Here is a 25,502-nt window from a genome sequence, read left to right as displayed (position 1 = left end):
CCATGGGGAGGACAGCATGGGCAGGGGTGCCCATCGACACTCCTTCCGGGGCCGGGATAGGTTTTAGGCAATGGATCTTCCGGATGAGCCGGGGGGCCGCTGGGGATGCCGATCTGGTTCGGATCCACTTACCAACAAGGAGATACTGATGGCTATTTGGGGTGCAGACGTTCAGCAGCTTCGTCAGCTGGGCAGCAAGCTTCAGGCAGGTGCGTCCGAAATCGAGACGCAGAAGTCCACTCTCACCAAGGTTCTGAGCAGCACCAACTGGGAAGGCCCCGACGCTGACAAGTTCCGCAACGAATGGTCGGGCCAGCACACCACCATGCTGACCAAGGTTGCCGAAGCCCTGAAGGAAGCCGGCGACAAGGCCAAGCGCAACGCTGAAGAGCAGGACCAGGCTTCCCGCTAAGCACTGGCTGCGCAGGACCTTCAGCAGGTCTTGCCGGGAGGGCCCGGACACCATGGGGTGTCCGGGCCCTCCTCCGTTTAAGGCCGACCGCCGCGGCCGGTCCGTCCGGCGGCGGCAAGGGCCCGGCGGCTCCGCACCGCGGGCAGCTAAGGTACGGGCTCGACGTCGTTCGCGTGCTCCAGGGGCGACGTCGCCTTCTCCGCGGGTTCTGCGCCGGCGGCCGGCCGGCGCAGTTCATCCAGCCGGACCAGGACAACGCCGCCGACGATGAGGACACCGCCCAGGAGCTGGATGGTGCCGGGGAGCTCTCCGAGCAGCAGCCAGGCCCAGATGACGGCGAAAAGCACCTCGGTCAGCGACACGAAGGATGCCACTTTCGAGCCGAGGGCACGCGCGGCCATGATGCCGGAGACGTAGGCGAGCACAGTTGCCAGGATGACCAGGCCGGCCAGCGAAACCCACCACGGGGTCACCCACGGACCGAGTGCGGTGTCCGCCGTACTGAAGGCCATGGGCAGCAGTCCGATGGCACCGGCCAGCCACATGACAGCTGCGCCCACCAGCAGGCCGCCGGATGCCAGCACCATGGGCGGCAGGGTGTCGTTTTCCTTGGCCGTGATGAAGAAGTAGATGGCCAGGCAGACGGCGGCAGCGATGCCCCACAGGACACCCACCGGGTCAACCTTGACGGCGCCGGTGAGGTCCAGGACCAGGACCAGGCCGGCCAGGGACAGCAGGGTTCCGCCGAAGGTGAGCGCGCGGGGCCTCCTGCGGCTGGCGGCCCAGAGCCACAGGACAATGATCACCGGTGCCAGGTATTCGAGCAGCAGTGCGACCCCCACCGACAACCGTTCCACGGCGTTGAAGTAAAACAGCTGGCAGGCGGCAACGCCGATGAGGCCGAAGAGCACGATGGTGAGCCAGTTGTCCCGCAGCTGGTGCCAGCGTCCCCTCAGGGCCAGGGCAGCCGGGATGGCCAGGATGAGCGCGGCGCCGGTCAGCCGCGCCGTCACGGCGGCTCCCGGGGACCATCCCGTTTCGAGGAGGGCCTTGGCAAAGGAGCCCGATGTGCCGAAGACGGCTGAGGAGAACAGGGCGATCCCCAGGCCGGAGGCGAGGAATCCGCGGCGGGGGGCCGCTGCCGTGGGCGTGGCTGGGTGGTTCTTGGCGGCAGGCACCGTCGCCTCCTGTCAGGAGTAAAGTGGGGTATTGATCATGACAGTACGCCCCGGCCCTGTAAGGAGTCAAGATGGTTTTTGCCCCTGACACTGAAGTTGCGCTGCGCAGCGTGGTCAACCTGATCAACTCCGCCGCGAACGGCCGCGAGGACCTGGGCTCGCAAAAGGACCTGGACGAGTTCCTGGCGGCAGAGCAGTTCTCGGGTTCCAGGGCCAGGGATGAGGCGGAACTGTCCAGTGTCCGGCGGCTGCGCGGCGAACTTGCGGGCGCCTGGGTGGCCGGCGAGGACGCTGCGGTGCAGATCATCAACCGCCTGCTGCGTGACGCCAATGCGCTTCCCCAGTTGGTCCGCCACGACGGCTGGGACTGGCACCTTCACGCCACAGCGCCGGAAGCGCCCCTGGCGGACAGGATCAGCACGGAGGCGGCCATGGCACTGGCGGACGTGGTGCGCAGCAAGGAGATGGACCGGCTGCGGGTCTGCGAGGCGGAGGACTGCGACGCGGCGGTCCTTGACCTTAGCCGCAACCGGTCAAAGCGGTATTGCGATACCGGAAACTGCGCCAACCGGGCACACGTCGCTGCCTATCGGGCGCGCCAGGCGGCAGCGGGGTAGCTGAACCTGGCCCGGAGGCACGGCGTCAGCGGTCCACGGGGCCGTCCGGGCCGCCGTCGGATTCCGGGACGTCCTTGGTGCCCGTGCCGCCGAAACCGTGCGAAGGGTTCTTTGCCGAACTGAGGTTGACGCCGGACCCCTTGCCCAGGTGTTCAGCGTTTTCCTTGTAGCTCATGGACAACATCGCCGCGATCACCAGGGTGACAATGAAGGCGATGCCGGCGGCCGTGAAGGCGAGGTCGAACCGGGGGGCGCGGGCGCTGCCGCCGGACGCGAAGATCACCACGGCGAAGAAGGCCACAACGGCCCAGAACGCGGAGAACATCAGCGGGCCCTTCACCGAGGTCCGCAGCTTGCGCGGTTTTCCCTGATGCTGGTCTGCCACGGTGAGTCCTCCCTGCCGGGCGGCGCGGCCGTCCCGGTGTCTGTTGTGGTGGGTCCCGGCCAAATTTTCTACAACAAGTAGAACCAGGATCCTCCTAGTTTACGGCTTCGCAGCGGCACTGCGGGAATCGTGCCGGAGCGTGAGTCCGGACAGCACCCACAGCACGCCGGAAATGATGGCACCGCCGCCGGCCACGCCCAGCAGCGCGTGGGCACCCAGTCCGATGAAGAACGGAAGGGCAGCAGCGGTGCCGAGGCTGATGATGCCCGAGGTGATCCAGTCCCTGGCCAGCGCGTGGCGGCCGCGGTTTCGGACGCCGCAGGCAAGCTCCAGCGCTCCGGACACCCCCAGCCCCAGCGCCGCGATGGTGGCGAACAGGAGGTCACTGTGGAGCAGCAGTACGGCGAACCCTGCCCCGGAGAGCACGGACCCGGCGGCGGAGAGCAGCTTGCCCGTACCCGAGTCGCGGGCAAAGCCGGTGGCCGGGATCCCCCAGAGGGTCACCGCGCCGGTGGCCAGCAGATAGAGGCCGCCGGTCCACCCCATGGCCTCAACGGAGGGAGCGGCCCAGAAGATGGTGATGGCGCCGAAAACCAGGGCGGCAGCGGAGCGCAGCAGGACCGGCTTCCAGAGGTCGGCTCGGGGGGCGGTTCCGGAGGCAGCACCGGCAGGCATCAGGGGTTGCGTCACCGGTCCAGTTTAGTGCGCCGCAGCCCTAGGCCGAACCCAGCACCATCCACCGGTCGCCGCGGGCACGGAGCCCGAGCGTGACGGCGCGCGCCGCCATGTACCCGACGGCGAAGGCGGCCCAGAGCCAGCCAAGTCCCGCAGCGCCGGCAGCACCCGAGAAGGCAACAGCGGCCAGGAGCGGTGCGTACACGGCAAGGTTGACCAGCCCGGCCAGGGCGAGGTACCTCGCGTCGCCGGCCCCGATCAGCACGCCGTCCAGGACGAAGACGTACCCGGCGATGGGCTGCCCGGCGGCAAGGACCCACAAGGCAACGGCCAGCGCCGACTGTACCTGCGGGTCAGGAGTGAAGAGGGCTCCCGCCCACGGTGCCACGGCGGCAAGCAGCAGTCCTGTAACCACGCCAAAGCCTGCGCCCCAGCGGATCATGGTGGTGGTCAGCTCCCGGGCCTTTCCCGCGTTTCCGGCACCGAGTTCCTTGCCGATCAGCGCCTGGGCTGCGATGGCCAGCGCGTCCAGGGCGAAGGCCAGGAAGGAGAAGATGGTCATGGCCAGTTGGTGGGCGGCCAGGTTGACGGCACCCTGCCCGGTCACCACCACCACGGTCACCAGGATGGCGGCCCGCAGGCTCAGCGTGCGCAGCATCAGCCACGATCCCACGCGGGTCATGCTCCGGATCCCGCGCCAGCTGGGCAGCAGCGGGACCCCGTGCCTGACCGCGTTCCGCCGCACCATCACCAGGTAGACGGCGGCCATGCACCACTGCGCCACACTGGTGCCCACGGCTGAACCGGTCACCGACCAGCCCAGGCCGTAGACCAGCCAGAAGTTCAGGACGATGTTCAGGCCGAAGCCGGCGGTGGCCACCAGCAGCGGGGTGCGGGTGTCCTGGAGTCCGCGGAGCACGCCGGTGCCGGCGAAGATCAGCAGCATGGCCACCAGCCCCGGCATGGACCAGCGAAGGTAGTCGACGGCATAGCCACGCACTTCGCCCTCGGCGCCCATCAGCGCGATCAGTGGTTCCGCCGCGAAGAAGCCGGCTGTTGCCAGGACCACGCCGAGCAGTGCTGCCAGCCAGACGCCGTCGCGTCCCGCGGCCAGGGCCTTGCCGAGGCGGCCCTCACCAATGGCCCTCGCCACCGCGGGAGTGGTGGAGTAAGCCAGGAAGACCATCAGGCCCACCACCGTGTGCAGCACGGCCATGGCCAGCCCCACGCCGGCCAGCTGCGCAACGCCCAGGTGCCCGACGATTGCCGAGTCGGCCAGCAGGAACAGCGGCTCCGCCACGAGGGCGCCGAATGCCGGCACGGCGAGGCGGAGGATCTCGCGGGCATTCCCGCGGCGCGTGATGGCGGCCTCAGGCAGTGAAGATGGGGGCATCGTGCCAGCTTAACCGCCGCGCGCGGAGGCGTCCGGCGGCGGCTTGCAAATATGACGGCAGGGGCATGACAAATCCCACACTCGGCAACAATTGGTTGACTCTTCAACTAAAGCTGCGGAACACTTGAATGGTTCAACGCTGCGATCCGGCCCCTGCTTGCATGTGTCCAGCTCCGACCGATATCCGAAACGGTGAAACCCCATGAACCAGTCCCGCCTGACCACCACAGCCATCACAGCCCTGCGCATCGTCCTGGGCTTCCTGTTTGCCGCCCACGGCTGGCAGAAGTTCAACGAATGGACCATCGCCGGCACACAGGCCTCCTTCGCCAAGATGGGCGTGCCTGCCGCCGACGTCGTAGCCCCGGCCGTCGCCGTCCTGGAACTTGCGGGCGGCATCGCGCTGATCCTCGGCATCCTGACCCGCGTCGTGGCAGCACTGCTGGTCCTGGACATGCTCGGTGCCCTGTTCCTGGTCCATGCCTCCGCCGGCGTCTTTGCCGCCAACGGCGGCTACGAACTGGTGCTGCTGCTGGCCGCGGCCGCATTCACGCTGGCGCTGACGGGCGCGGGCCGAGTCTCCGTCGACCGTGCCCTCTTTGGCCGCGCCAACTCCAAGCTGGCAGTCCTGGCCTGACCACAGCCACGCCCTCACGGACGACGGCGGCTGCGCACCCGGGTGCGCAGCCGCCGTCGTGCGTTGCGGGCAGCCGCACCGCCCTCTGTTGCGCGGCAGGTCCGCTCTGTTGCGTCCGGACCCGCCGGTAGCTCGCTGCCTCAGTATGATCGGCACCATGACTGAGACCGGTGCCCCCAACTCCGTTACCCTCCGCTTCCTGGCCGCCCCCACGGACGTTGGCCACAGCGGGTCGGTGGACGCCGGAACCGTCCTTGAATGGGTGGACAAGGCCGCCTACGCCGCGGCAGTGGGCTGGGCGAAGTCCTACTGCGTCACCGCCTACGTGGGCAACATCCACTTCGCGGACCCCGTGAACAGCGGGGACATGGTGGAGGTTGAAGCCACCATCGTGTACACCGGCCGGTCCTCCATGCACATCCGCACGGTTGTCTCCTCCAGCGACCCCAAGGGAGGACCCGCCACCATGCGGAGCCAGTGCATGGTGATCTTCGTGGCGGTGGGCGAGGATGGGAAACCCATCCCGGTCAAGCAGTTTGAACCGAGCACGCCGGAGGAGATCGAACAGCGCGACCACGCCCTGGCCCGGATCAAGGTCCGCGAACGGATCGTGGAAGCCATGAACCGGCAGGAATATACCGACGCGGGCACGGCCGAACGGGTCACGCTCCGCTTCATGGCGGCCCCCACTGACGTCAACTGGGGCGGCAAGGTCCACGGCGGCATCGTCATGAAGTGGATCGACGAGGCGGCCTACGTCTGCGCGTCCCGCTACTGCGGCAGGGACACCGTCGCCGTGTTCTCCGGCGGCGTCCGTTTCTACCGGCCGCTGCTGATCGGGCACGTGGTGGAGGTGGAGGCGCGGCTGGTCTACACCGGCACGAAAGGGATGCACATCGCCGTGCACGTCCGGTCCGGCGATCCTAAGGGCAGGGAACTGAACCTCACCACCTATTGCCTCACCGTCATGGTGGCGCGCGACGACGAAGGCACCTCGGTGCCGGTTCCGGCCTGGGTGCCGGTCAGCGACGAGGACAAGAGGCTGCACGCCCACGCCCGCGAACTCCTGGAAATCCGGGGAACGGCGCCCGGCAACCGGCTGCCCAACCACCTGCTGGCGCAGAACCCTTAGAAGCCGCCACCGCCGCCGGCGTCGCCGGCCATGTTGGCGAAGCGGGAGTAGTGGCCCTGGAAGGCCACCACAATGTCCTTGGTGGGACCGTTACGGTGCTTCGCCACCAGGATGTCGGCCTCGCCGGCGCGCGGGGATTCCTTGTCATAGACATCTTCGCGGTGGAGCAGGATCACCATGTCCGCGTCCTGCTCGATGGAGCCGGATTCACGGAGGTCGGAGACCATGGGCCGCTTGTCCTGGCGCTGCTCCGAGCCACGGTTCAGCTGGGACAGGGCGATCACCGGCACCTGCAGTTCCTTGGCCAGGAGCTTGAGGGCACGGGAGAACTCGGAGACTTCCTGCTGGCGCGATTCCACCTTCTTGCCCGAACTCATCAGCTGGAGGTAGTCAAGGACCACCAGCTTGAGGTCATGCTGCTGCTTGAGGCGGCGGCACTTGGCCCTGATCTCCATCAGGGACATGTTGGGGCTGTCATCGATGAACAGCGGCGCCTCATTCATGCGGCCCATGGTGGTGGCGATCTTGGACCACTGCTCGTCCTTGATGGTTCCCTTGCGGAGGTCCTGCAGGCTGATGGTGGCCTCTGCGGAGAGGAGGCGCATGGCGATCTCGTTCCGGCCCATTTCGAGCGAGAACATGACGGTGGCCAGGTTGTTCTTGATGGCTGCCGAGCGTGCGAAGTCCAGGGCGAACGTGGATTTGCCCACTGCGGGGCGGGCAGCGATGACGATCATCTGGCCGGGGTGCAGGCCATGAGTGAGCTCATCGAGCTCGTAGAAGCCGGTGGGGACACCCACCATGCCCTCACCGCGGTGGCCGGATGCCTCGATCTCGTCAACGGTGGACTCCATGACGTCCTTGAGGACCACGTAGTCCTCAGCCGTGCGGCGCTCGGCGACGGCGTAGACCTCGGCCTGCGCCTGGTTGACAAGGTCCTCCACCTCACCGTCCGAGCCGTAGCCCATCTGGACGATCTTGGTGCCCGCATTGACGAGGCGCCGGAGCACGGCCCGCTCGGCCACGATCTCCGCGTAGTAGCCTGCGTTGGCTGCGGTGGGCACCGTCTGGATCAGTTCGTGGAGGTAGGCCGGGCCGCCGATCCTGTTGATCTCGGCCCGCTTGGTCAGTTCGTCGGAGACGGTGACGGCGTCAGCGGGCTCACCGCGGCCATAGAGGTCAATGATCGCTTCGTAGATGGTTTCATGCGCCGGCCGGTAGAAGTCGTTGCCGCGGAGAATCTCGACGACGTCCGCGATGGCATCCTTGGAGAGCATCATGCCGCCCAGGACGGACTGCTCTGCTGCGATGTCCTGCGGCGGTTTCCGGCTCGCGTCCGATCCCCTGGTGGATTCGACCTGGTCCAGATGCGCGATTGACAAAGTTGCTGTCCTCCATGTGTGCCGGGGCGTGCCCGGTTAGTTCCCGTCCTGCCAGGGCTTCGCCGGAAAGGCCCGGTTCCGCCACCCGTCCAGGTCTACCGGCAGGGTCCGACAATGCGCCGGCAAGGCCTCAACCGGACGCGCGCGCGGGAGTTATCCCCACAATCCACAGGTTTTCCACAGAGACCCCTCCCTTGGGGTTCCCAGCGCTGTCCGGCCTTGGCGAAAGGCAGATCCGCGGCCCGCAAACCGGCCCCCGAAACAGGTACTCCGCCACGCTAGCCGCCTGCAGTCCAGCCGCAAAGTCCACCCTCCCCACACCCTGTGGATAACCTGTGCACTACATGGCATAGCTTGTGCACAGTCTGTGTGGAAAGGTGTGGATAAGAAAAAAGTTTTGCACCCCACCACCGCTTGACCTGCGGAAACATCCGGGAAGGCTTGTGGAGTAAATATTTCCCCTGTGGAATCTCATCCACAGCGGCGTGTCGCGAGTGGCCGTTTCCGGGCGTGTTGGCAGGGGCGGTGATGCACCTCATGCCACCTGGGCCGGCGGCCTTATATTCCCGTCCGCGCCGTCGGCCGCAGACGCCGCAGCGAGCATGCGTGGAAGTGAATATTGCTGTGGATAACCTGCTTCTGGCTTAAGCTCTAGATAGGGGCCTGCGCCCTGGGCCCGGCAGCACCGCAGGATCAGCGACTGCAACCAGATGTAGATAGAGAACGGCTGTAGAACCATGGAATCGCTTGTGATCCCTGCCCTCATCCTCGTCGTCGTGGTACTGGCGGTAGGCCTGGCCGCGCGGGCGCTGGGACGTCGGAAGGGAGGGCGCGGAGACGCTCCGCAGCAGCCTTCCCCCGGCGCGGCCGAACTCGCGCGCACGGCTTCCGCCAAGCTGTCGGAAGAGGAACACCGGCGCATTTATGCGCTGATTGCGCAGGGGCAGGCGATGGCCGCCATCAAGCTCTACTACGAGGTCACCGGCGACGGACTCCGGGCCTCCCGCGACGCCGTAGGCGCCCTGGCCGCCCACCCGCAGCCGTACCGCGGTCCGGAGGAGGCGGCAGAACAGCCGGAGGATGACGACGACGAACCGCAGCGCTTTCCGTACCGTTACCGCGCCATCGCCAGCAAGGGTGACGTGACCCGCGAGGTCAGCAGCAACATGCTCAATGACGAGATCTACGGCAGGATCCGCACCCTGGCCCGCAACGGCGACACGGAGGCCGCGGCTGCCGCGCTGACGCGCCATTCGGACATCTCCATGAAGCAGGCGCGCGAGTTCATCGAGCTCCTGGACGACTGACCCGACACCGCCCGGGGTCAGCGGGCTCCCGAGATGCCGGCCAGGAGCTGTTCGAAGGGCAGCGATTCCATTGGGGCAGGCCGGCGTCCCGGCTGCGTCCCCTGGAGGAGCTGCGCCAACTCCGCCGCCGCCCGGTCCACCCTGCCGGCAAGCGGGGTGCCGGCGCCGTCAGCGGCCCCCCAGTCCTGGGGACCTGCGAAGACGGCCGTGGCCGCCACCCGGGTCCGGAGGTAGCTGAACAGGGGACGCATGGCGTAGTCCAGGACCATCTGGTGCCGGTCCGATCCGCCCGTGGCCCCGAGCAGTACCGCCTTGCCGTCCAACGCCTTGGGGTCCAGCACATCGAAGAATGACTTGAACAGGCCGCTGTAGGAAGCGCTGAAGACCGGAGACACGGCGATGATGCCGTCGGAGGCCTCGACACCGGCAATGACCTCGGCGAGGCGCGGGGCCGCATAACCGGTCACGAAGTTGTTGGCGATATCCACTGCCAGGTCACGCAGTTCCACGGTGTCCACCTGCACGGTGTAGCCCGCTGCTTCGAGCTGCCGCTTCGCCGAGGCTGCCAGCTGGTCGGCCAGGAGGCGGCTCGACGACGGGACACCGAGTCCGGCGGACAGGACGGTAAGGCGGCGGGTTTCCATGGCGTTCTCCTCATTCAACTGACCTGCATGCATTTGCATCTACCTGTTGAACTGCGGCGGTGCTTGAAGTATTCCCGGGCGCCCGCAACCGTTCGTCGTCAGAGCAGGACGGTTCCGCTGATGCAGGTGGTGGAGTGGCCGCCCACCCAGATATCGCCGTCGACGGCATCGACGTGGACGCGGCCGGCACGGCCCAGGACGGTGCCCTGGGCGGCCACGTAGCTGTCCGGGGCCCTCCCGCTTCCAATGAGCCATTGCGCGGCTCCTGCGTTGAAGCTCCCGGTCACGGGATCCTCCACCATGGCATCGCCGGGGATGAAGGTCCGGACCTCGAAATCGGCGTCGCCGCCCGGAGCGTGCGGCCCAATCACTCCCACTTTGAGGTTTCCCATGGCGGCCAGGTCCGGTTCCAGCCCAAGGACCTGCCCGGCGGAGCCCAGCAGCACGCCAATCCATTCCGGCCCGTTGACCAGCCAGGACGCGTCCAGGATGTCCCCGGCAGGCACGCGCAGGGCGGCGGCCAGTTGCACGCGGAGGTGCTTGTCCACGGCTTCGAAGCGGGTCAGTTGCGGCGCGGCGAACGCCAGCCTGCCGCCGTCGCGCTTGACCCTCACCAGTCCGGCGCCGCATTCCTGGACCACCCAGTCCTCGGACCGGGGCACTCCGCCGGCCTCGAGCCAGGTGTGCGCCGAGCCCAGGGTGGGGTGGCCGGCGAAGGGAAACTCCTCGGACCCGGTGAAGATGCGCACCCGGTAGTCGGCCCGCGGGTCCGTTGGCGGGAGCAGGAACGTCGTTTCGGAAAGGTTGGTCCAGTTGGCAAACCGCTGCATGCGGTCCGCGGTCAGGCCCCTGGCGTCCAGCACAACAGCCAGCGGGTTGCCGCGGTGGGGTTCGCCGGAGAAGACGTCGGCCTGGTGGAAGGGGCGGAGGCGCATGCTGTGGCTGGTCACCGGTGCAGGCTATCAAAGGCGCTGGCCGGGTGCGGCAGCGTCTGCAAGACTACGTCCATGGCAGAGAACAAGACCGTCCCCACAGCCGCTTCCGTGGACGAGTTTCTGGCAGCTGTGGAGCACCCGGGCCGCAGGGCGGACGGCTTTGAGCTGCTGGACCTGATGCACGGCGCCACCGGCCAGGAGGCTGTCATGTGGGGGCCAAGCATTGTGGGATTCGGCAGTTACCACTACCGCTATGCCACCGGCCGGGAAGGTGAGGCGGCCGCCGTCGGATTCTCCCCCCGCAAGGCCAACCTTGCACTGTACGGGCTGACGTACGGGCCCGACGCCGGCATGCACCTTGAAGCGCTCGGCAAGCACCGGACCGGGGCCGCCTGCCTCTACATCAACAGGCTGGCTGATATTGACCGCACGGTGCTGGAGGCCATGATCAGGAGCGGCTACCAGCACGTCATGGCCGAACTCCACCGGCCCTGATCGCAGATGCAAAAGACCCCCGCGGCCGTTATCCGGCAACGGGGGTCTTCGGTGCAGTCGGAAATTACTTTCCGGCCACCACGTCGAGTTCGATCACAGCGGCGACGTCCTCGTGCAGGCGGACGTTGGCCTGGTAGGAACCGACCGACTTGATGTGGACGGGCAGTTCAACCTTGCGCTTGTCGATGCTGCCCAGGCCTGCGGCCTCAACAGCGTTGGCGACGTCGGCCTGCTTGACCGTGCCGAACAGGCGGCCGGACTCGCCGGCCTTGACGACCAGCTGGACCGGCTTGGACTGCAGTGCAGCAGCCTGCTTCTGAGCATCTTCCAGGGAAGCGTGCTCGCGGGCGGCGCGGGCAGCCTTGATGGACTCAACCTGCTTCTCGCCACCCTTCGTCCAGGTCAGGGCGAAGTTGCGGGGCAGCAGGAAGTTACGGGCGTAACCGTCCTTGACCTCGACAACGTCGCCAGCAGCACCGAGACCGGTGACTTCGTGGGTCAGAATGAGCTTTGCCATGTTAGTTAATCCCTTCCTTAGCCGCGGCCGGCGCCGGAGTAGGGCAGCAGTGCAACTTCGCGGGCGTTCTTGATTGCCTGAGCGATCTTGCGCTGTTCCTGGACCGTAACGCCGGTGACGCGACGGGCGCGGATCTTGCCGCGGTCGGAGATGAACTTGCGCAGCAGTGCTACGTCCTTGTAGTCGATGACGGTGATGTCAGCGGCCTTCAAGGGGTTGGACTTTGGTTTGGGCTTACGGAGTTCAGCCTTAGCCATCGTGGAGCTCCTATTCTAGGGAGCCCGTGGAGTGGATCCACGGGATGGTGGTGGTCCGACGGCGGCAGTGGCTTTGGTGCCTTGCGGCACCTGGGCGGTTCCGGCGTCGGGCCTTTAATGGGTGTTTAGAAGGGAGGTTCGGAATCTGGGCCATTGCCCCAGCCGCCTGCGTTGGAGACACCGGGCGTTGCCCAGGGGTCGTCCTGTGCAGCCTGCTGGTTGCCGCCGCCCCAGCCTCCGCCGGAGTTGCCGCCCTGGTTTCCACCAGAGTTGCCTCCTCCGAAGCCGCCGCCGCTGTTGCCGCCGCCGAAGCCACCCTGCCCGCCGCCGGAGCGCTGGGTGCGGTTGACCTTGGCGTTGGCGTAGCGCAGGCTGGGGCCGATTTCGTCGACCTCAAGCTCGATGACGGTGCGCTTTTCGCCTTCTTTGGTTTCGTAGGAACGGCTCTTCAGGCGGCCGGTGACGATGACGCGCATGCCCTTGGTGAGGGACTCGGCCACGTTCTCGGCAGCTTCACGCCAGACGGCGGCGCGGAGGAACAGGGTCTCCCCGTCCTTCCACTCGTTGGACTGGCGGTCAAAGGTACGGGGGGTGGAAGCAATGGTGAAGTTCGCGACTGCCGAACCTGACGGTGTGAACCTCAGTTCCGGGTCATTGGTGAGATTACCGATGACCGTAATGGTGGTCTCGCCTGCCATCTACTGCCTCCTTGTTCGATCCTGGATGAAGAGTGCGTTTCCTGCGGGGTAAAGAATGAAAATCGGTGCTGAATTACTCAGCAACAACCTTCTGCTCTTCGGGGCGGGTGATCTTGGTGCGCATGATGGTCTCGTTAAGAGACAGCTGGCGGTCAAGTTCCTTGGCGGTAGCCGGCGTGGCAGTGAAGTTCACCACGGCGTAGATACCTTCGGACTTCTTCTTGATGTCGTAAGCCAGACGGCGACGGCCCCAGATGTCAACCTTTTCGATGGTTCCACCATCGTTGGTGATGACGTTCAGGAACTTCTGAAGCGACGGCTCAACGGTACGCTCTTCGACCTCGGGGTCGATGATTACCATCAATTCGTAAGGACGCATATGTGAACCCACCTCCTTTGGGCTAAGCGGTTACGGCATTTCCGTAACAGGAGGTTCATTTGCGATGTTGCGCGGTGCACGTCGGCCGGTTGGGAGGCCGGGCGCAGCACAGACTTCACTATCTTAGTGCATTTGGGGCGGATAAGGCGATTCGCTCCTGCCTTGAGCCTAGCGGGAGGGCGGCAGTCCCGCGGGAATCCGCAGCCGTATGTGGAAAACCGCCCGCCCGGAGCCATGGGGCTCCGGGCAGGCGGCGGGAGTGTACTGAATCCGGCGGGCCGGACGTGGGGTGCGGCTTACGACGCCGGTCCGGTTTTCGCGGGAAGGTCGCGGCTGCCGGCTGCGGGCTCCGTCTTGGCGGGGCCGCCCTTGCGGTAACGCCACACGCCCACAGCAACGACGACGGCGGCGAGGGCTGCGGAGAGGAGCATCGATTCCCGGGTGGACTCCACGATGACCATGCCCACCAGCAGGGCGGCGATGCTGGCAATCGCGAGCCAGGTCAGGTACGGGAAGAACCACATCTTGAGGGTCAGTTCCTTGCCCGCGTCACCCATGCGCTTGCGGAGGATCAGCTGCGAGGCCGCGATCACCAGCCAGACGAACAGGGCAATGGCACCGGACGTGTTGACCAGGAACAGGAAGACGGTGTCCGGCGCGATGTAGTTCAGGCCCACGGTGATGAATCCCACCACGGTGGAAGCCAGGACCGCGGCGGCGGGAACGCCCCGGCGGGAGATCCTGGTCCAGGAGCGCGGCGCGTCACCCCGCTGGGACAGCGAGAAGAGCATCCGGCTGGCCGTGTAGAGGCCGGAGTTCAGGCAGGACAGGACCGAGGTGAGCACCACGATGTCCATAATGGTTCCGGCGCCGGGGATGCCGAACAGTTCGATGACGGCCACGTAGGGGCTCTTGGCTACGCTGGCGTCGTTCCAGGGCAGCAGGGTGACCACGATGGCGATCGAGCCGATGTAGAAGACCAGGATGCGCCACACCGTCGACTTCACGGCTTTCTTGACGGCGTCCACGGGGTTTTCGGACTCGCCGGCGGCGATCGTGGCAATCTCGGCGCCGAAGAAGGAGAAGACCACCACGAGGATGCCGGCCAGGACCGCACCCGGACCGTTGGGCATGAAGCCGCCGTTGTCCAGCAGGTTGCTGAGGCCGGGTGCGGGAACGCCGGGCACCAGGCCCAGGATGGCGGCGACGCCGAAGAGCAGGAACAGGACAATGGCAGCGACCTTGATGGAGGCGAACCAGAATTCGAACTCGCCGTAGGACTTGACCGAGCCGAGGTTGGTCAGCGTGAGCAGGACCATCAGGATCAGGGCCCAGACCCACTGGTCGATCCCCGGGATCCAGCGGTGCATGATGGCGGCACCGGCTGTGGCTTCAATGCCGAGCACAATGATCCAGAACCATGCGTAGAGCCATCCGATACTGAACCCGGCCCACCGGCCCAGGGCCTTGTCCGCATAGGTGGAGAAGGAACCGGTCTCGGGATTGGCGGCCGCCATCTCGCCGAGCATGCGCATCACCAGGATCACCACGATGCCCGCTGCCATGTAGGCAAGCAGGATGCCGGGGCCGGCCTGTTGGATGGCCGCACCGGAGCCCACGAAGAGTCCCGCGCCGATGACGCCGGCGATGGCGATCATGGAAAGGTGCCGTGGTTTGAGCGACTTGGACAGTTGCTGGTCAGCGGGCATGCGTGCGCCGTCCTTCTGGTTATTGCGTAAATTTGGGGCTACTGGCGGCGGCGGAGGTTGCCCGGGGCCCTTCCAGTGCGGTGGATCACAAGTTTCTCCCACCCTAGACCTGCCGGGTCGCACAGGTTCATGTGCATCGGCACAAGCGGAGCCTGCCCAAATCGGTGGTTTCTCCAGCCGTGAACATTAGCAGGCATCAGAAGGTTCATGCAGGGAAACATTGAAATGTGAGGGAAACTTACTAGGCTCAGGGCCTTCAGTTCAAAGCCGTGGGTGACAGCAGGTGTTGGAGACCACATACATGCCGGGTCCAAGTGGTGTACTCGCAAATTCCCGGCAAAAAATACTGTGGTGCCGGCAAAAGACAGCAGGCTACATTGTGGTGCATCGGCTGGGAACCGAGGAGTTGACCTAACAGTCAAGCAAGCGCTGTGGGGCATCGCCGTGGATTAGTGCAGGAAATAAGCGGTCTCATTCTTAGAGGATGGGGGCTCCATGTCTTTAGTCGGCCGAACCAATGAGCTGGAACGGATCCTTGCCGTGATAAGGGCTCCGCGGGAAGGCGCCCTGACGGTAAAGGGGAGTCGGGGGACAGGAAAATCAGCGCTGCTTTCCGAAGTCCCCCGCCTCTCCGACGAGAGGACCGTAGTCCTTCGGGCCAGCGCCTCGGAGGCCGACTGGCCCTTTTCCGGCCTTAGCGCGCTTCTCAACGGAATCGATGATCCTCTGCTCAGCAGGCTGACGGATGAACTTCTCCGCGACTCGGGCCGCCCCATGGACGTCACCACGCTGGCTATGAGGCTTCTCGAGGGACTGCAGCAGCGCTGCTGCTCAAGGACCATCGTTGTGCTGGACGATGCGGACCAGCTGGACCCCGGCAGCCAGGCAGTCATCGGATTTTTGGCCCGGCGCCTCGCCGGCACCGAGCTCGTGATCATTGCCGGCGTTCGTGACGAAGCAGCGGGCAGCCCATTCAACAGCCTGCCCGCAATAACTCTTCAGCCTCTCAGTTACACCGACACCATCCGCATGCTGGAGGCCATTCCCGCACGCCAGACCGCCGCTACGGCGGTACACGCTGTCGCCGCCGCTACAGGCGGGAATCCCCTCGCCGCCGTCGAACTTTATGCTTGCCTGCTTGAGCGCCAGGCGGAGGGAAAATATGCGCTCCCCATTCCGCTTCCCTGCAAGGGGAGCTTTGAATCGTATTTCGCCGGGAAAGTAGGCGCACTGTCCCACGGAGCCCGGCAGGTCATGGATCTTCTGGCGCTTTCCTCAAGAAGCGACATCGCTTCGGTCCAAGGCGTGCTCGGCAGCTCATGGTCCGCGCTGGATGAGCTGATGGCCAGCGGCATGGTTAGCCAGTCCGGCCCGTACGTCCGCATCCAGGACCAGCTTCTGCGCGGTTATGTTTTCGCTTTGATGCCACCGGCTGTCCGAACGGCCCACCACAAGGCCCTGGGCGATGCCGCGGGTGAATCGGACCAATACGCGCAGCGCTGGCATACCAGCTTCAGCACTTTGGAACGCCAGACCCCCTTCGCCCTCCTCAGGTCCGCCGTGGACTTGATCCGCAAGGGCGATGTTTCCTTCGCCGTTGAGTTCATTGAGCGAGCACTGACAATCAATCCCTGGGAAGCTGAAACTGCTGCGCGATTAACTATCATCGCGGAGCTTTTGTTTAACAGGGGCGAATTTATCTATGCCAAGCGCTATTTGGACTGGGCCCGGCGGATTACCCACAGTCCGGCGCTGGTTCTGCGGCTGACAGGGCTTGCCTTCGAGATTCAGTTTCTACAGGGTGCCACGGTGCGGTCGAGCATGGTTCTTCGGTTGGTGAAGGAGCTCGGCAGCCATGATCCCGCCTACGCTGCTTCGCTGCTGGCATTTGGAGCCCTCTATTTCGCTGAACGGTGGGAACTGGATGATGCCCTGAGCCTCCTTGATCAAGCCGGTGGGTTCAGTGAATTTGCGACAACTGAAAGTTCAGCCGTGAGTGACCGCGCACGGCTCCTCATCGATGCCATTCGGGGAAGGGCGCAGTATGGTGCCGGGAAGTCTGCGCTCAGCATGGCTGTTCTGGTGGTTCAAGGGCGGGCCCTGACGTACTCGGAACACCATGAACTGGCCAGGGAGGCTTTCAGCGTAGTCCGCAACTCCCTTGACTCCTCGAATGCGATTTGGCAAGAAACCGCGGAATACCTCGCTGTGGACAACGAGATTCGCGCTGGAAATGTCCGGAAGGCTGCTCACTCCATCTCCCAGCTCGAACTCTCTGAACCAGAATCGAAGTACCACAGGGGAATGCGGCACATTTTCCGCATTTGGCGCGCTTTCTCCCTCGGTGATGATGCCGCTGCCTCCCGCCACGTTGCGGACGCCCAGCATTTTTCGGGCGCAGACAGCAATCCAGCTATTACCGCCCAGTTAGCGGCATGGCAGGGCCATTTCGCTCTGGTGCGGGGGAATTTTGCGGAATCGTGCGCGCATCTCACGCGCGCCGCCGAGATCGGCAACAGGTTTGCAAATCCCACATTGTTGCGGATCGACGCCGATCTTGTGGAGGTATTGTTCCGCCTCGGCCGAATACGTGAAGCGACTCAGGCCCTTCATCGTTTCGAGAGCAGGGCAGTTGGGCTGAGATCGCCCTGGGTCCAGATGAGCGTGGCACGCAGCCGTGCGATGCTGACTGAGGGTGAGCAGTCTTTGCAATTGTTCAGGCAGGCGATGGAAAGCAGGGGCAGCCACGAATCGCCTCTTGAACGCGCCCGGACCATGCTGTGCTACGCGGAGCGTCTCGGGGCCCTGGGCCGAACCAGAGAGGCCATGGACGGTCTTCATCGAGCGAAAGTCATGTTTCACGAAGTCGGTGCCGACGCCTGGATCAGGCACGTGGACAGCTTGCTCCTTGAGGACCGGGCAGAGACGCCCAGAGCGGACGGCAACCCGGCACTGATGATCCTGCTCGATCATGAACGCGCCCTCGCGAAGATGGTCGCCAGGGGTATGCGGAACAAGGAAATCGCTGCGGCACTCTTTGTGTCGGTCCGGACCGTGGAGGTCCGGCTGACGACTATTTACCGGAAGCTCGGAGTGGAATCAAGGGCTCAGCTAACGGCCTTGGCATCCCGTAAGGACGCTCCGAGGCGGGAACCACACATGTTACCGGCCGTTTAGACGGGTCTTACTCAGCGCAGGTAACCACATATTCCGCAGAGGTTTGATTCGTCACCAACATATCCTTCTGCCGCCCGGGGTTCTGCACCGATGCGGGCGCTAGCTTTGGTTGGAGGCAGGGAAACCAGGAAAGCAGGATGCCGATGAGTCCGGAAATGCTTCTGGCCCGGATCAGTATTTCGCAGCCTTGGCTCGGCGCGGAGGAGGCCGCTGCCCTCGCGGAAGTCATCGCTTCAGGATGGGTGGCACAGGGCCCGAAGGTTAAGCAGTTCGAGATCAATTTCGCCTCACTGCAGGAAGCCGCGCACGCGGTTGCTTTTTCGAGCTCCACAGCTGCCATGCACGTGGCACTGATAGTTGCAGGAATTGGCCGCGGTGACCACGTCGTTGTACCTTCGCCGGCCGTGGCCGCCGTAGCTGGCGCCATAGCCGGCGTCGGGGCACTCCCGGTGCTTTGTGACGTTGAACCAAGGTTCGGGAATGCAACAGAAGCGACAATACGTGCAGCACTGACTCTGGACACCAGAGCCGTGATCGTCAGCGACCAGGGCGGCATGCCTGTTGACCTGGACCCCATCAGGGAATTCTGCGCCCGGCATTCCATTGCGGTGATAGAGGATGCCGCATCCGCTGTTGGGTCCCTATATAAGGGTCATCCCGTAGGAGTCGGTGCGGACATTACCGTCTGGGCGTTCGGTCCAGGAGGGACTCTCACTACCGGCGAAGGCGGCATGCTCACGACTGGCCGGACGGACTGGGCGATCCGGGCACGGAGCCTCCGCGAACACGTCCGCCACCTTCCCCGCGCCCGGCAATCATCCCCCCTATCGCCTCGCGATGTAACTGAGACGGGCCTCAACTGCCGGATGACGGACCTTCAGGCGGCCCTGGGAAACGTCCAGCTTCGGAAGCTCGCACGAATTGTTCAGCGCCGCCGTGACATTGCCAAGTCCTACACTGCAGGGCTGGCTGGGTTGGCAGGGCTGAGGCTGGCTTCCGACCCTCCGCATGGCACTGCGAATTTCCAGTCCTACTGGCTGGAGGTCGGGGATGGCTTCGGCGTGGACCGTGAAGGGTTGCTCGAAAGGCTGTCCGATGCAGGTATAGAGGCCGCCCCTGCAATGACCCTTGGGCGCCGGCTTTCGCGTTGGCGGGAAGCAGGTGCCAGTGCGTTGCAGAACGCTGAGCTGCTCAGCGCAAGGACACTTGTCCTGCCCATGCATTACCAACTGGACGGGGTTGGCATTAACCGGGTCATTAATACGATTCAGGCGTCCGGCGCAGGGACCACCCGATGAGCGAACTGGTTTTAGTGGCAGCAACGGGGCTGGCCCGCGAAGTTCTGGCAATGGTCAGGGGGAGCGGTCAGTACGACGTTCTGGGCGTGCTCGACGACGATGGGCGCCTGACAGGCTCCGCCGTTGACGGTGCGCCTGTCCTGGGCACCGTTGACGACGCGCCGCTCTACTCCCACGCCTTGCTGCTCGTCTGCCAGGAGTCCGGGAGATCCCGCGAACAAACCGTGCAGCGGATGGAGGTGATGGGTATTCCGGAGAGCCGGTATGCCACGGCGATAGACGCCACGGTCCAGTGCCCCGAAGGCTGCCTGATTGGTCCCGGGAGCATACTCTTCCGAAACGTCACGCTCACAGCATCGGTCACCCTGGGAAGCCACGTCGTCGCGATGCCGTCGGTGACTTTCATGCATGACGACGACGTGGCGGACTACGCGACCTTCGAAGCGGGGGTTGCGCTGGGCGGCGCAGTAAGCATTGAACGAGGTGCAACGCTGGGGATGAATTGCAGCGTCCGTGAAGGTGTTTCAGTGGGTCGGTACTCAACGGTCGGCATGGGCGCCGCAGTCCTTGCCAACATCCCCGCCGGGGAAACATGGGCCGGGGTTCCAGCCCGCGTGATTGGCACGTCGGCCGCCGGATAAAAGGCCGGGCCTCATAAAAAACGCCGCACCCCCTGCCGGTCTGGTGACCTGCAGGGGGTGCGGTGGTCTGTCGAATCTGCTGATCCGGCTATCGCTCGGTCGCCGCTGCCCCGCGCTGGGGTTCGTAGTTCTCCCAGATGTAGTACGTTTCGTTGCCGTAGTGGTTGCGCAGAGTAACAGTGTTCGTGAGTTTGTATCCGAACGACTCCATTCTCGGCATGAGGTCCCGGCTCGCTTGGGTCGCTCCACACAGGTATACGTACTGCCAGTAACGGTCACGCAGGCCCGCTTCCGCCGCCGGCATGCCGCTTTGGCCGTTGTAGTAAATCCAGTCAGTGGTGGTGAACTGCCAAACTTCCGTGTCATGCATGAACCGGTACCGCATTGGCTCGCCTACATCGCCCAGGGTCCGCATATACGGTGTGGCTTCCCAGGAGTAGGCCATGATGTCAGATAGTTCCTTGCTGTTGGACCAGCTGCTGAACAGTCGATTGCTCTCGGCAAGACCGGCAATGACGAGGACAGTGATGACACCGACGGAGAGAAGCCTGCGGGCCGGATGGAGGATGCGCCCGGACAACAGAGCGCCGACAGCTAGGGAACCGAAGAGCAGTCCAAAACCCAGGTGCTTCTCCAGCGAGACACTCTCTCCGATGTATGCCTGGTAAATGGCCGGAGCCAGCATAGCCATCAGGAGGACCGCAGCGAGCAGCGGCCTGCGCAGCTTCCATGCGATGTATCCGGCAGCGGCAGGGACCACCAGCAGGTAGGGCCAGATGCTCCTCATCGTCATGAAGGCTACATCCTGCCAGGTGGCGGCGTTGATGACGTTCCTTTCGGTAGTCGTGGCTGCCAATCCTTCCAATGCGGCGCTGCCTACGGTAAAGGCGAGAATGGTGAGGATCAGGCCGGCCAGCAGGCCGGCGGCACCAGCGAACTTTGTAGTGCGCCACCGTTCCTGGGATGACAGCCAAATGACGGCCAGGACGAACGGCACAAACATCAGTGCCGCGTACTTGGATACGACGGCCACTGTCAACAGCAGACCCACCACAGGAGCCCACCCGAATTGCCGTGTCAGCACGCCTTTGACGCCGGCTGCCATGGCCAGAGCCAGCAGGGAGAGTGCCATGGCGTCGAAGGTGGCGAAGTGCCCCAGGAACATGGTGGGACCAGCGATGGCGAAGGAAGCGGCTGCCCAGAACGCAGCCTTCGGCTGGAAGAGCCGCTTGGCCACGTAGTACAGAGAGGCGGTTGCTGCGAGCATGAACGCAAGACTGAGCAGGCGTACCATTTCCAGTCCCCCCACCCGATCAAGCAGCGAGGCGATGAACGGATAAACGGCGGGAGCGCCGGAGAAGTACCGCGCCGGATCGTCATAGAGGGGCGTGCCGTTGATCCAGTTTTCAGTCATCCGGTAGCCGGTCCAAATGTAGAGACCTTCGTCCCGATGGACCGTGTTGGTCAACCGGAGACTGACCAGTGCCTGGATGAGGAGAACCAAACCAAGGGGAACATGCCGCATCCAGGAGCGCGCGAGGGGCCGAACCTTTGAAGGCAGGAACGATGAGATGGCCAGCCCCCACACAGGGGTTTTCGGCTCGAAGCGGGTGGGTGCAAAAGTGCTCATGCCCGGCCTGCCTTCCTGAACCCACGCAGGCTGCGAAGGCTGTCAAAACCCAGCGGCCAGTTGAAGGACCCGGGCTTGCTCAACAATTTGCCCCGAAGGGTTGTGAAACGGGGAAGTTCAACTCCCAAAGCCAACAGAAGTACCGGAATGGAGACATAGGCGTTGACTCCTACGAAGAGCAGGGCCGCCCACCAGTCGTACAGGGTGAAGTCCGGGCCGGACAATCGCCAGGCCAGACCGGCCAGGACGGCCCCGAAGGTGACCGAGATGTAGCCGACAATCAGCCGCTTGACCTTGATGGCCAAAGGAGCAGGCTCTGTGCCGCCGTGGCTCGGAACCCATTCCGAGGTCTTCCCGAAAAATACATCGAAAATCGCCACCGCGTGGGTGAAGGAGTAAATGAGTTGTGCGCGCAGTACGTCCAGCCGCCAACGCGAGGTAAGGAGCAGGGGATAGACCAGCAGCCACAGCGCCAAAAGCGGCAGCAGCGGGAGAAAATTCATGACTGTCATGTACTGCGGGAAGATAAGAATCATGATGAGGATTGGCAAGGGTGCGAAGAACGCATTCATGGCGGTTGTGGCGTAGTAGAAAAAGCCTGACCAGTAGGACAGCCGCTGTTTTACATTGAGTCCCGAGCTGGTGTGGAACTCTTCGTTTTTGACCAGTTCCATGGAACCCTCACACCACCGGTACTGCTGGGTGATGAATGAGTCCAGGGTGTTGGGGCACATCCCCTGGGAAAGGTTGACCGGGACATACTGGAGCCGGTATCCGGCCTTGCCCATTTCGATTCCGGTAAAGACGTCTTCGGAATGGGAGATGGGTGGAAAGCCGCCAATCTCTTCAAGAGCGGCCCGCCGATATACGGCGGACGTGCCGCAACAGATGGCCGCATTGACCGAGTCGCGGCTGACTTGGATCAGGCGATAGAAGATCTCCTGTGTTGCGCCTGCAGTCCGCTCAAGCCAATGCATTGACTTAGGGGTGGAAAAGAATTGGGGGCTCTGGACAATCCCTACTGAGCTGTCCTCCATGTATGGCAGAAGTTCAAGGAGGAACTCTGATCGGGGCACGAAGTCGGCGTCGAAGATTGCAATCATGTCCCCTTCGCTGCGGTCATAGGCGTAGCGCAGATTCCCGGCCTTCTTCAGCTCGCTGCCTGGACGGGCAATGTATTTGAAGCCGAAGGAGGTGGCCGCTGTCCTGACTTCCTCGCGGCCGTTGTCGTCCAGGACGTAGACAGTCAATGCTCCCGGATACTCAAGCCGCGCCATGTATCCGTAGGTGTTCCGCAAGATCTCCAGCGGTTCACCCGCCGTTGGCAGGAAGACATCGACAGAGGGATACTCTTCCGGCGCCCACGTCTCGACTGTGAACTGGTGGTCCGGGAGGGTGACGTTGCGCCTGTACGTGGAGGTGCGCAGTCCCAGTAGCGTCTCCGCTGCGTAAAACGCGAGGGGAACCAGGAAGATCAAGGTCCAGTAGTCCATGCGCGAGAAACCATAGAAACTGATGGCAATGCCCAGGAACGCCAAAGCATGAGCCCAGAAAAACCAGCGGTGCTGGGATCCCTTGATATAGGCATATTTCTCTTGTTCGTTGGGTGGCGCAACGAGCGTGTGGCCGGACCGGGCTGTGCGGATAGCGAGCGATGTCATGTCTCTCCAGACGGGAATGGCGTTGGCACCACGCTTGGTCGCTGCTGGCGACAGGCATGGAGTGGTTGGGTGCTCAGGCGCAGGCGATGCCGTTGCCGTCCTTGTCCAGGCCAAGGGGGTCGGTGCCCCGGACCTGAAGGGGTATTCCCTGGGGGAAGAGCGTCAGCAGTTCCTCACAGGTCCAGGCCGCTTTTGCGCCGTGGCCGGCATGTCCTGCAGCGCTGGGCGGTGCGACGGGAAGGCAGGATCGTCCGTCGCCATATCCAGGTGCGCAGCCGCCGGTCCGGGCGGCATCGTTGATCCCTGCGTCCTGCTCCCCACGGGCCAATTCGCGCATCTTCAGGCCTGAGGCCTGCTTCGTGGACCCGTTGTTGACCCCTTTCCCCTCCGGTGTCACTCCTGCTGCGGCGATACCGTGCGGTTGCCGCAGGGCTTCGCCAAGACTCTGCTGACTGCCCCCGCCGGAATTGGCCTGGGCTTGCGACTGACCGTGTGGTTGTTTGAGGGCTTCACCGAGGCTTTGCTGCTTTCCGTTGTTGCTTCGGGCTTCCACAGCCACCGCCTCCGGCAGGGCGGACTCTGACCGGGTCACGGGTGATGCAGTTGCTGTGGGCGCAGGTTTCCCGGCCCCTGGATTTGCAGCCCCATGCCCCGCATGCTGGGCCTGTGTGGCAGGCGGAAAACCCGGTGGTGCCGCGACGCTGGAACCTACTACTCCTATGGCTGCCAGCGTGACCGCCAGGGTTCCCATCAAGGTGGCCATGATCCTGCGAGTTTTCATCCTTGGCGTCCTATCGTTATCCAGCGGGCCACGGAGACGGCGCCTTTGTCATCCAGGACCGTGAGCATGTACGGGCCTGGCGGCAAGAGAGACGTGTTGGTGGGAACGACTGCGGTCCTGGTAGCGCCGGTGCCGGTGATCGGCAGGTCGACCAGTCGGGAGTTGGTATCCATTTGGTGCGTGGAGGACATAGGGCTCGTCAGCGAAGCGCTGGCGATGTTTCCGGTCGTCTCCAGCGTTATCGACTGCCCGTACGCCGCAGTGGCCGGGCTTGACGTGACGGTTGGGCGCGTTCCGCGGAAGAGATACGGGGGGTTGTAGATGGAAACCCGCATCTCAACCGACCCATCGATGGGGTTGGAACCCAGGATCATGACCCGGCCGTCCGGAAGGAGCAGGTTCATGGAGTGGTAGTTCCGCCCCACCGGATCGGCCGGAACTGTGGTCCACGTGTCGTTGGCCGGGTTGAAGATGGATGCTGCGCTGATGTTGCCCGTACGGTTGCCCGTGGCGCCGTTGGAGGCGAGGACAGTCCGGTCAAACATGTTGGTGAGGTTGACGTACTGGCGGCCGGGCCCGGGAAGGTCAGGGGCCGGGCGCCAGGAGGGGTTGGCCTGGTTCATGTCGATGACGTCAACCGATTTGGTGGGGGCGGCGCCCCGGTCGATGTAGCCGCCGCCGGCGATCATGAAGCGTTGGTTCTGGGCCGGGGGAAGCAGAACGGAGCCTGCGTGGTCGCGCAGATCCTTGTCCCGCAGGCCCGGCACGTCGGCGACCTGTGCGGTGAGCCAGTTGTAGACCGATGAGCCGCTGCCGGGGCGCTGGTCGCCGAAGGTGTGCGCCCCGGTGTAGAAGAGGCGTCCGTCGCCCATCAGGAACATATGCGGGTACTCGCCCCAATAGGTCCATGTTTGGGGAACCTGGGATGCCGGCAGCCACGAACTGGTTGCGGAGTTGAACATTTCCGTGGTGTGCGCGCCGTGTGAACCTGCGGCGTCGCTCAATCCACCGCCCATCCAGATGTTGCCGTTTCCGAGCTTTGTCAGCGTCGGGTACCAACGGCCTTCGTTTGCATCATTGGTCTTGGTGTAGCGGTTGGTTGCCGGGTCGAATACATAGGACGACCGAAGTCCCTTGAAGCCGGAGGTGGGAGTCCACCACTCCTTGGTTCCCCCTTGGATCAGGATTCGACCGTCAGGGAGTGTGACGTGCCCGGCGCAGAACATGTCCTCGGGTGTCGGGATCTGTGTCATGTCGCCTGTGGTGGGATTCCACACGTGTGACGTGAACTGCCCGGCGCGGAAGTTCCCTTCGTCGTTGCCGGAGCCTGCAATGACCAGGATTCGGCCGTCCCGGAGCAGGGTCTGGTGGATGCCCCGGTTTGGAAGTGTTATTGAGGCGACCTGCCACTCTCCGGTGGTTGCCCGGGGGTCGGCGGTTGGTGGGGGTGTGGTAGTCCCTGTCCCTGTTGTGAGGGTCCAGCCTGTTGACATGATGGTGCCGTTTCCAACCGCGGCCATCCCGAAAGATAACCGCGTGGTACCGGCCGGTAACGCCGGTAC

The 25,502-nt window shown here is 64.3% G+C and carries 25 protein-coding genes; 9 read left to right on the top strand and 16 right to left on the bottom strand.

Going from position 1 to position 25,502, the window contains the following annotated elements; all coding sequences use genetic code 11:
* Positions 1 to 148: 148 nt before the first annotated feature.
* Complete coding sequence (locus AS031_RS16485; protein WP_045731203.1) at positions 149 to 412, top strand: WXG100 family type VII secretion target; 264 nt, start codon at positions 149 to 151, stop codon at positions 410 to 412.
* Between the two features lie 146 nt (positions 413 to 558).
* Here AS031_RS16485 and AS031_RS16480 read toward each other — a convergent pair whose 3' ends face one another.
* Positions 559 to 1,590, bottom strand: a complete 1,032-nt coding sequence (locus tag AS031_RS16480) for an EamA family transporter (RefSeq protein WP_058269250.1) — start codon at positions 1,588 to 1,590, stop codon at positions 559 to 561.
* Positions 1,591 to 1,661: 71 nt separating this feature from the next.
* Between AS031_RS16480 and AS031_RS16475 the strand changes: the two genes are divergently transcribed.
* Positions 1,662 to 2,207: a CGNR zinc finger domain-containing protein gene (locus tag AS031_RS16475; protein ID WP_058269249.1), complete on the top strand. Its 546-nt coding sequence runs from the start codon at positions 1,662 to 1,664 to the stop codon at positions 2,205 to 2,207.
* Between the two features lie 25 nt (positions 2,208 to 2,232).
* Here AS031_RS16475 and AS031_RS16470 read toward each other — a convergent pair whose 3' ends face one another.
* From AS031_RS16470 to AS031_RS16460, 3 genes are all read right to left on the bottom strand, one after another.
* The gene (locus AS031_RS16470; RefSeq protein ID WP_058269384.1) at positions 2,233 to 2,592 is read right to left on the bottom strand and encodes a hypothetical protein; all 360 of its coding nucleotides are present in this window, start codon (positions 2,590 to 2,592) and stop codon (positions 2,233 to 2,235) included.
* Between the two features lie 99 nt (positions 2,593 to 2,691).
* Positions 2,692 to 3,282: a hypothetical protein gene (locus tag AS031_RS16465; RefSeq protein WP_058269248.1), complete on the bottom strand. Its 591-nt coding sequence runs from the start codon at positions 3,280 to 3,282 to the stop codon at positions 2,692 to 2,694.
* 25 nt (positions 3,283 to 3,307) lie between these two features.
* Positions 3,308 to 4,660 (bottom strand): MATE family efflux transporter, encoded by a 1,353-nt coding sequence (locus AS031_RS16460; protein WP_141688855.1) that lies wholly within the window; start codon positions 4,658 to 4,660, stop codon positions 3,308 to 3,310.
* Between the two features lie 202 nt (positions 4,661 to 4,862).
* Here AS031_RS16460 and AS031_RS16455 point away from each other — a divergent pair, with 202 nt between their 5' ends.
* Together AS031_RS16455 and AS031_RS16450 are read left to right on the top strand one after the other, a co-directional pair.
* Positions 4,863 to 5,297, top strand: coding sequence for a DoxX family protein (locus tag AS031_RS16455; protein ID WP_058269247.1), 435 nt, complete (start codon positions 4,863 to 4,865; stop codon positions 5,295 to 5,297).
* A 157-nt stretch (positions 5,298 to 5,454) separates the two neighbouring features.
* A complete protein-coding gene (locus AS031_RS16450) occupies positions 5,455 to 6,429 on the top strand; it encodes an acyl-CoA thioesterase (RefSeq protein WP_058269382.1) in 975 nt (324 codons plus the stop codon).
* On the opposite strand, the gene dnaB is transcribed toward AS031_RS16450, so the two are convergent.
* Positions 6,426 to 7,811 (bottom strand): replicative DNA helicase, encoded by a 1,386-nt coding sequence (gene dnaB, locus AS031_RS16445; protein WP_058269246.1) that lies wholly within the window; start codon positions 7,809 to 7,811, stop codon positions 6,426 to 6,428. The two genes, AS031_RS16450 and dnaB, sit on opposite strands and share 4 nt — an antisense overlap.
* Before the next feature lie 737 nt (positions 7,812 to 8,548).
* On the opposite strand from dnaB, the gene AS031_RS16440 reads away from it, so the two are divergent.
* Positions 8,549 to 9,118: a hypothetical protein gene (locus AS031_RS16440; protein WP_058269245.1), complete on the top strand. Its 570-nt coding sequence runs from the start codon at positions 8,549 to 8,551 to the stop codon at positions 9,116 to 9,118.
* A gap of 17 nt (positions 9,119 to 9,135) precedes the next feature.
* Here the strand turns inward: AS031_RS16440 and AS031_RS16435 are convergent, their stop codons facing one another.
* On the bottom strand, positions 9,136 to 9,762 hold the full coding sequence (locus AS031_RS16435; protein ID WP_058269244.1) for an FMN reductase: 627 nt from the start codon (positions 9,760 to 9,762) through the stop codon (positions 9,136 to 9,138).
* A gap of 98 nt (positions 9,763 to 9,860) precedes the next feature.
* Positions 9,861 to 10,697, bottom strand: coding sequence for a PhzF family phenazine biosynthesis protein (locus AS031_RS16430; RefSeq protein ID WP_176716565.1), 837 nt, complete (start codon positions 10,695 to 10,697; stop codon positions 9,861 to 9,863).
* A 72-nt stretch (positions 10,698 to 10,769) separates the two neighbouring features.
* Between AS031_RS16430 and AS031_RS16425 the strand changes: the two genes are divergently transcribed.
* On the top strand, positions 10,770 to 11,192 hold the full coding sequence (locus tag AS031_RS16425) for a DUF1801 domain-containing protein (protein ID WP_058269242.1): 423 nt from the start codon (positions 10,770 to 10,772) through the stop codon (positions 11,190 to 11,192).
* Between the two features lie 64 nt (positions 11,193 to 11,256).
* Here AS031_RS16425 and rplI read toward each other — a convergent pair whose 3' ends face one another.
* From rplI to AS031_RS16400, 5 genes are all read right to left on the bottom strand, one after another.
* Entirely contained in the window at positions 11,257 to 11,709 is a 453-nt protein-coding gene (gene rplI, locus AS031_RS16420) for a 50S ribosomal protein L9 (protein WP_058269241.1), read from the bottom strand.
* A gap of 17 nt (positions 11,710 to 11,726) precedes the next feature.
* Positions 11,727 to 11,966 carry a 30S ribosomal protein S18 gene (rpsR, locus tag AS031_RS16415; protein ID WP_003800144.1) on the bottom strand — a complete coding sequence of 80 codons (240 nt, stop codon included), beginning with the start codon at positions 11,964 to 11,966 and terminating at the stop codon, positions 11,727 to 11,729.
* A gap of 125 nt (positions 11,967 to 12,091) precedes the next feature.
* Complete coding sequence (locus AS031_RS16410; protein WP_058269240.1) at positions 12,092 to 12,664, bottom strand: single-stranded DNA-binding protein; 573 nt, start codon at positions 12,662 to 12,664, stop codon at positions 12,092 to 12,094.
* A gap of 73 nt (positions 12,665 to 12,737) precedes the next feature.
* On the bottom strand, positions 12,738 to 13,043 hold the full coding sequence (gene rpsF / locus AS031_RS16405; protein WP_058269239.1) for a 30S ribosomal protein S6: 306 nt from the start codon (positions 13,041 to 13,043) through the stop codon (positions 12,738 to 12,740).
* Between the two features lie 296 nt (positions 13,044 to 13,339).
* On the bottom strand, positions 13,340 to 14,752 hold the full coding sequence (locus AS031_RS16400) for an amino acid permease (RefSeq protein ID WP_058269238.1): 1,413 nt from the start codon (positions 14,750 to 14,752) through the stop codon (positions 13,340 to 13,342).
* 495 nt (positions 14,753 to 15,247) lie between these two features.
* On the opposite strand from AS031_RS16400, the gene AS031_RS16395 reads away from it, so the two are divergent.
* The 3 genes from AS031_RS16395 to AS031_RS16385 all read left to right on the top strand — a co-directional run bounded on the left by AS031_RS16395 (position 15,248) and on the right by AS031_RS16385 (position 19,868).
* Complete coding sequence (locus AS031_RS16395; protein ID WP_058269237.1) at positions 15,248 to 17,929, top strand: helix-turn-helix transcriptional regulator; 2,682 nt, start codon at positions 15,248 to 15,250, stop codon at positions 17,927 to 17,929.
* Positions 17,930 to 18,066: 137 nt separating this feature from the next.
* On the top strand, positions 18,067 to 19,227 hold the full coding sequence (locus AS031_RS16390; protein ID WP_058269236.1) for a DegT/DnrJ/EryC1/StrS family aminotransferase: 1,161 nt from the start codon (positions 18,067 to 18,069) through the stop codon (positions 19,225 to 19,227).
* Positions 19,224 to 19,868: a DapH/DapD/GlmU-related protein gene (locus AS031_RS16385; protein WP_058269235.1), complete on the top strand. Its 645-nt coding sequence runs from the start codon at positions 19,224 to 19,226 to the stop codon at positions 19,866 to 19,868. The genes AS031_RS16390 and AS031_RS16385 overlap by 4 nt, the downstream gene beginning before the upstream one ends.
* Before the next feature lie 88 nt (positions 19,869 to 19,956).
* On the opposite strand, the gene AS031_RS16380 is transcribed toward AS031_RS16385, so the two are convergent.
* The 4 genes from AS031_RS16380 to AS031_RS16365 form a co-directional block, all read right to left on the bottom strand.
* Positions 19,957 to 21,498, bottom strand: coding sequence for an ArnT family glycosyltransferase (locus AS031_RS16380; RefSeq protein WP_058269234.1), 1,542 nt, complete (start codon positions 21,496 to 21,498; stop codon positions 19,957 to 19,959).
* The gene (locus tag AS031_RS16375; RefSeq protein ID WP_058269233.1) at positions 21,495 to 23,159 is read right to left on the bottom strand and encodes a glycosyltransferase family 2 protein; all 1,665 of its coding nucleotides are present in this window, start codon (positions 23,157 to 23,159) and stop codon (positions 21,495 to 21,497) included. The genes AS031_RS16380 and AS031_RS16375 overlap by 4 nt, the downstream gene beginning before the upstream one ends.
* 73 nt (positions 23,160 to 23,232) lie before the next feature.
* Complete coding sequence (locus AS031_RS16370; RefSeq protein ID WP_058269232.1) at positions 23,233 to 23,556, bottom strand: hypothetical protein; 324 nt, start codon at positions 23,554 to 23,556, stop codon at positions 23,233 to 23,235.
* A gap of 380 nt (positions 23,557 to 23,936) precedes the next feature.
* Positions 23,937 to 25,193 (bottom strand): galactose oxidase early set domain-containing protein, encoded by a 1,257-nt coding sequence (locus AS031_RS16365; RefSeq protein ID WP_158505833.1) that lies wholly within the window; start codon positions 25,191 to 25,193, stop codon positions 23,937 to 23,939.
* Between the last annotated feature and the right edge of the window lie 309 nt (positions 25,194 to 25,502).

The sequence above is a fragment of the Pseudarthrobacter enclensis genome (genome assembly GCF_001457025.1).
GTDB lineage: Bacteria > Actinomycetota > Actinomycetes > Actinomycetales > Micrococcaceae > Arthrobacter > Arthrobacter enclensis.
Note: the sequence above shows the minus strand (reverse complement) of the source record. Positions and strands in the feature narration are given on the sequence as shown.

Bases quoted from the DNA above. Each gene is read 5' to 3' on its own strand.
- AS031_RS16390 (WP_058269236.1), top strand. From the start codon at position 18,067: ATGCCGATGAGTCCGGAAATGCTTCTGGCCCGGATCAGTATTTCGCAG.
- AS031_RS16410 (WP_058269240.1), bottom strand. From the start codon at position 12,664: ATGGCAGGCGAGACCACCATTACGGTCATCGGTAATCTCACCAATGAC.
- AS031_RS16460 (WP_141688855.1), bottom strand. From the start codon at position 4,660: ATGCCCCCATCTTCACTGCCTGAGGCCGCCATCACGCGCCGCGGGAAT.
- AS031_RS16425 (WP_058269242.1), top strand. From the start codon at position 10,770: ATGGCAGAGAACAAGACCGTCCCCACAGCCGCTTCCGTGGACGAGTTT.
- AS031_RS16375 (WP_058269233.1), bottom strand. From the start codon at position 23,159: ATGACATCGCTCGCTATCCGCACAGCCCGGTCCGGCCACACGCTCGTT.
- AS031_RS16400 (WP_058269238.1), bottom strand. From the start codon at position 14,752: ATGCCCGCTGACCAGCAACTGTCCAAGTCGCTCAAACCACGGCACCTT.
- AS031_RS16485 (WP_045731203.1), top strand. From the start codon at position 149: ATGGCTATTTGGGGTGCAGACGTTCAGCAGCTTCGTCAGCTGGGCAGC.
- AS031_RS16395 (WP_058269237.1), top strand. From the start codon at position 15,248: ATGTCTTTAGTCGGCCGAACCAATGAGCTGGAACGGATCCTTGCCGTG.
- AS031_RS16385 (WP_058269235.1), top strand. From the start codon at position 19,224: ATGAGCGAACTGGTTTTAGTGGCAGCAACGGGGCTGGCCCGCGAAGTT.
- AS031_RS16455 (WP_058269247.1), top strand. From the start codon at position 4,863: ATGAACCAGTCCCGCCTGACCACCACAGCCATCACAGCCCTGCGCATC.
- rpsR (WP_003800144.1), bottom strand. From the start codon at position 11,966: ATGGCTAAGGCTGAACTCCGTAAGCCCAAACCAAAGTCCAACCCCTTG.
- AS031_RS16430 (WP_176716565.1), bottom strand. From the start codon at position 10,697: ATGCGCCTCCGCCCCTTCCACCAGGCCGACGTCTTCTCCGGCGAACCC.
- AS031_RS16435 (WP_058269244.1), bottom strand. From the start codon at position 9,762: ATGGAAACCCGCCGCCTTACCGTCCTGTCCGCCGGACTCGGTGTCCCG.
- AS031_RS16440 (WP_058269245.1), top strand. From the start codon at position 8,549: ATGGAATCGCTTGTGATCCCTGCCCTCATCCTCGTCGTCGTGGTACTG.
- AS031_RS16475 (WP_058269249.1), top strand. From the start codon at position 1,662: ATGGTTTTTGCCCCTGACACTGAAGTTGCGCTGCGCAGCGTGGTCAAC.
- AS031_RS16380 (WP_058269234.1), bottom strand. From the start codon at position 21,498: ATGAGCACTTTTGCACCCACCCGCTTCGAGCCGAAAACCCCTGTGTGG.
- rplI (WP_058269241.1), bottom strand. From the start codon at position 11,709: ATGGCAAAGCTCATTCTGACCCACGAAGTCACCGGTCTCGGTGCTGCT.
- AS031_RS16365 (WP_158505833.1), bottom strand. From the start codon at position 25,193: ATGACACAGATCCCGACACCCGAGGACATGTTCTGCGCCGGGCACGTC.
- rpsF (WP_058269239.1), bottom strand. From the start codon at position 13,043: ATGCGTCCTTACGAATTGATGGTAATCATCGACCCCGAGGTCGAAGAG.
- AS031_RS16450 (WP_058269382.1), top strand. From the start codon at position 5,455: ATGACTGAGACCGGTGCCCCCAACTCCGTTACCCTCCGCTTCCTGGCC.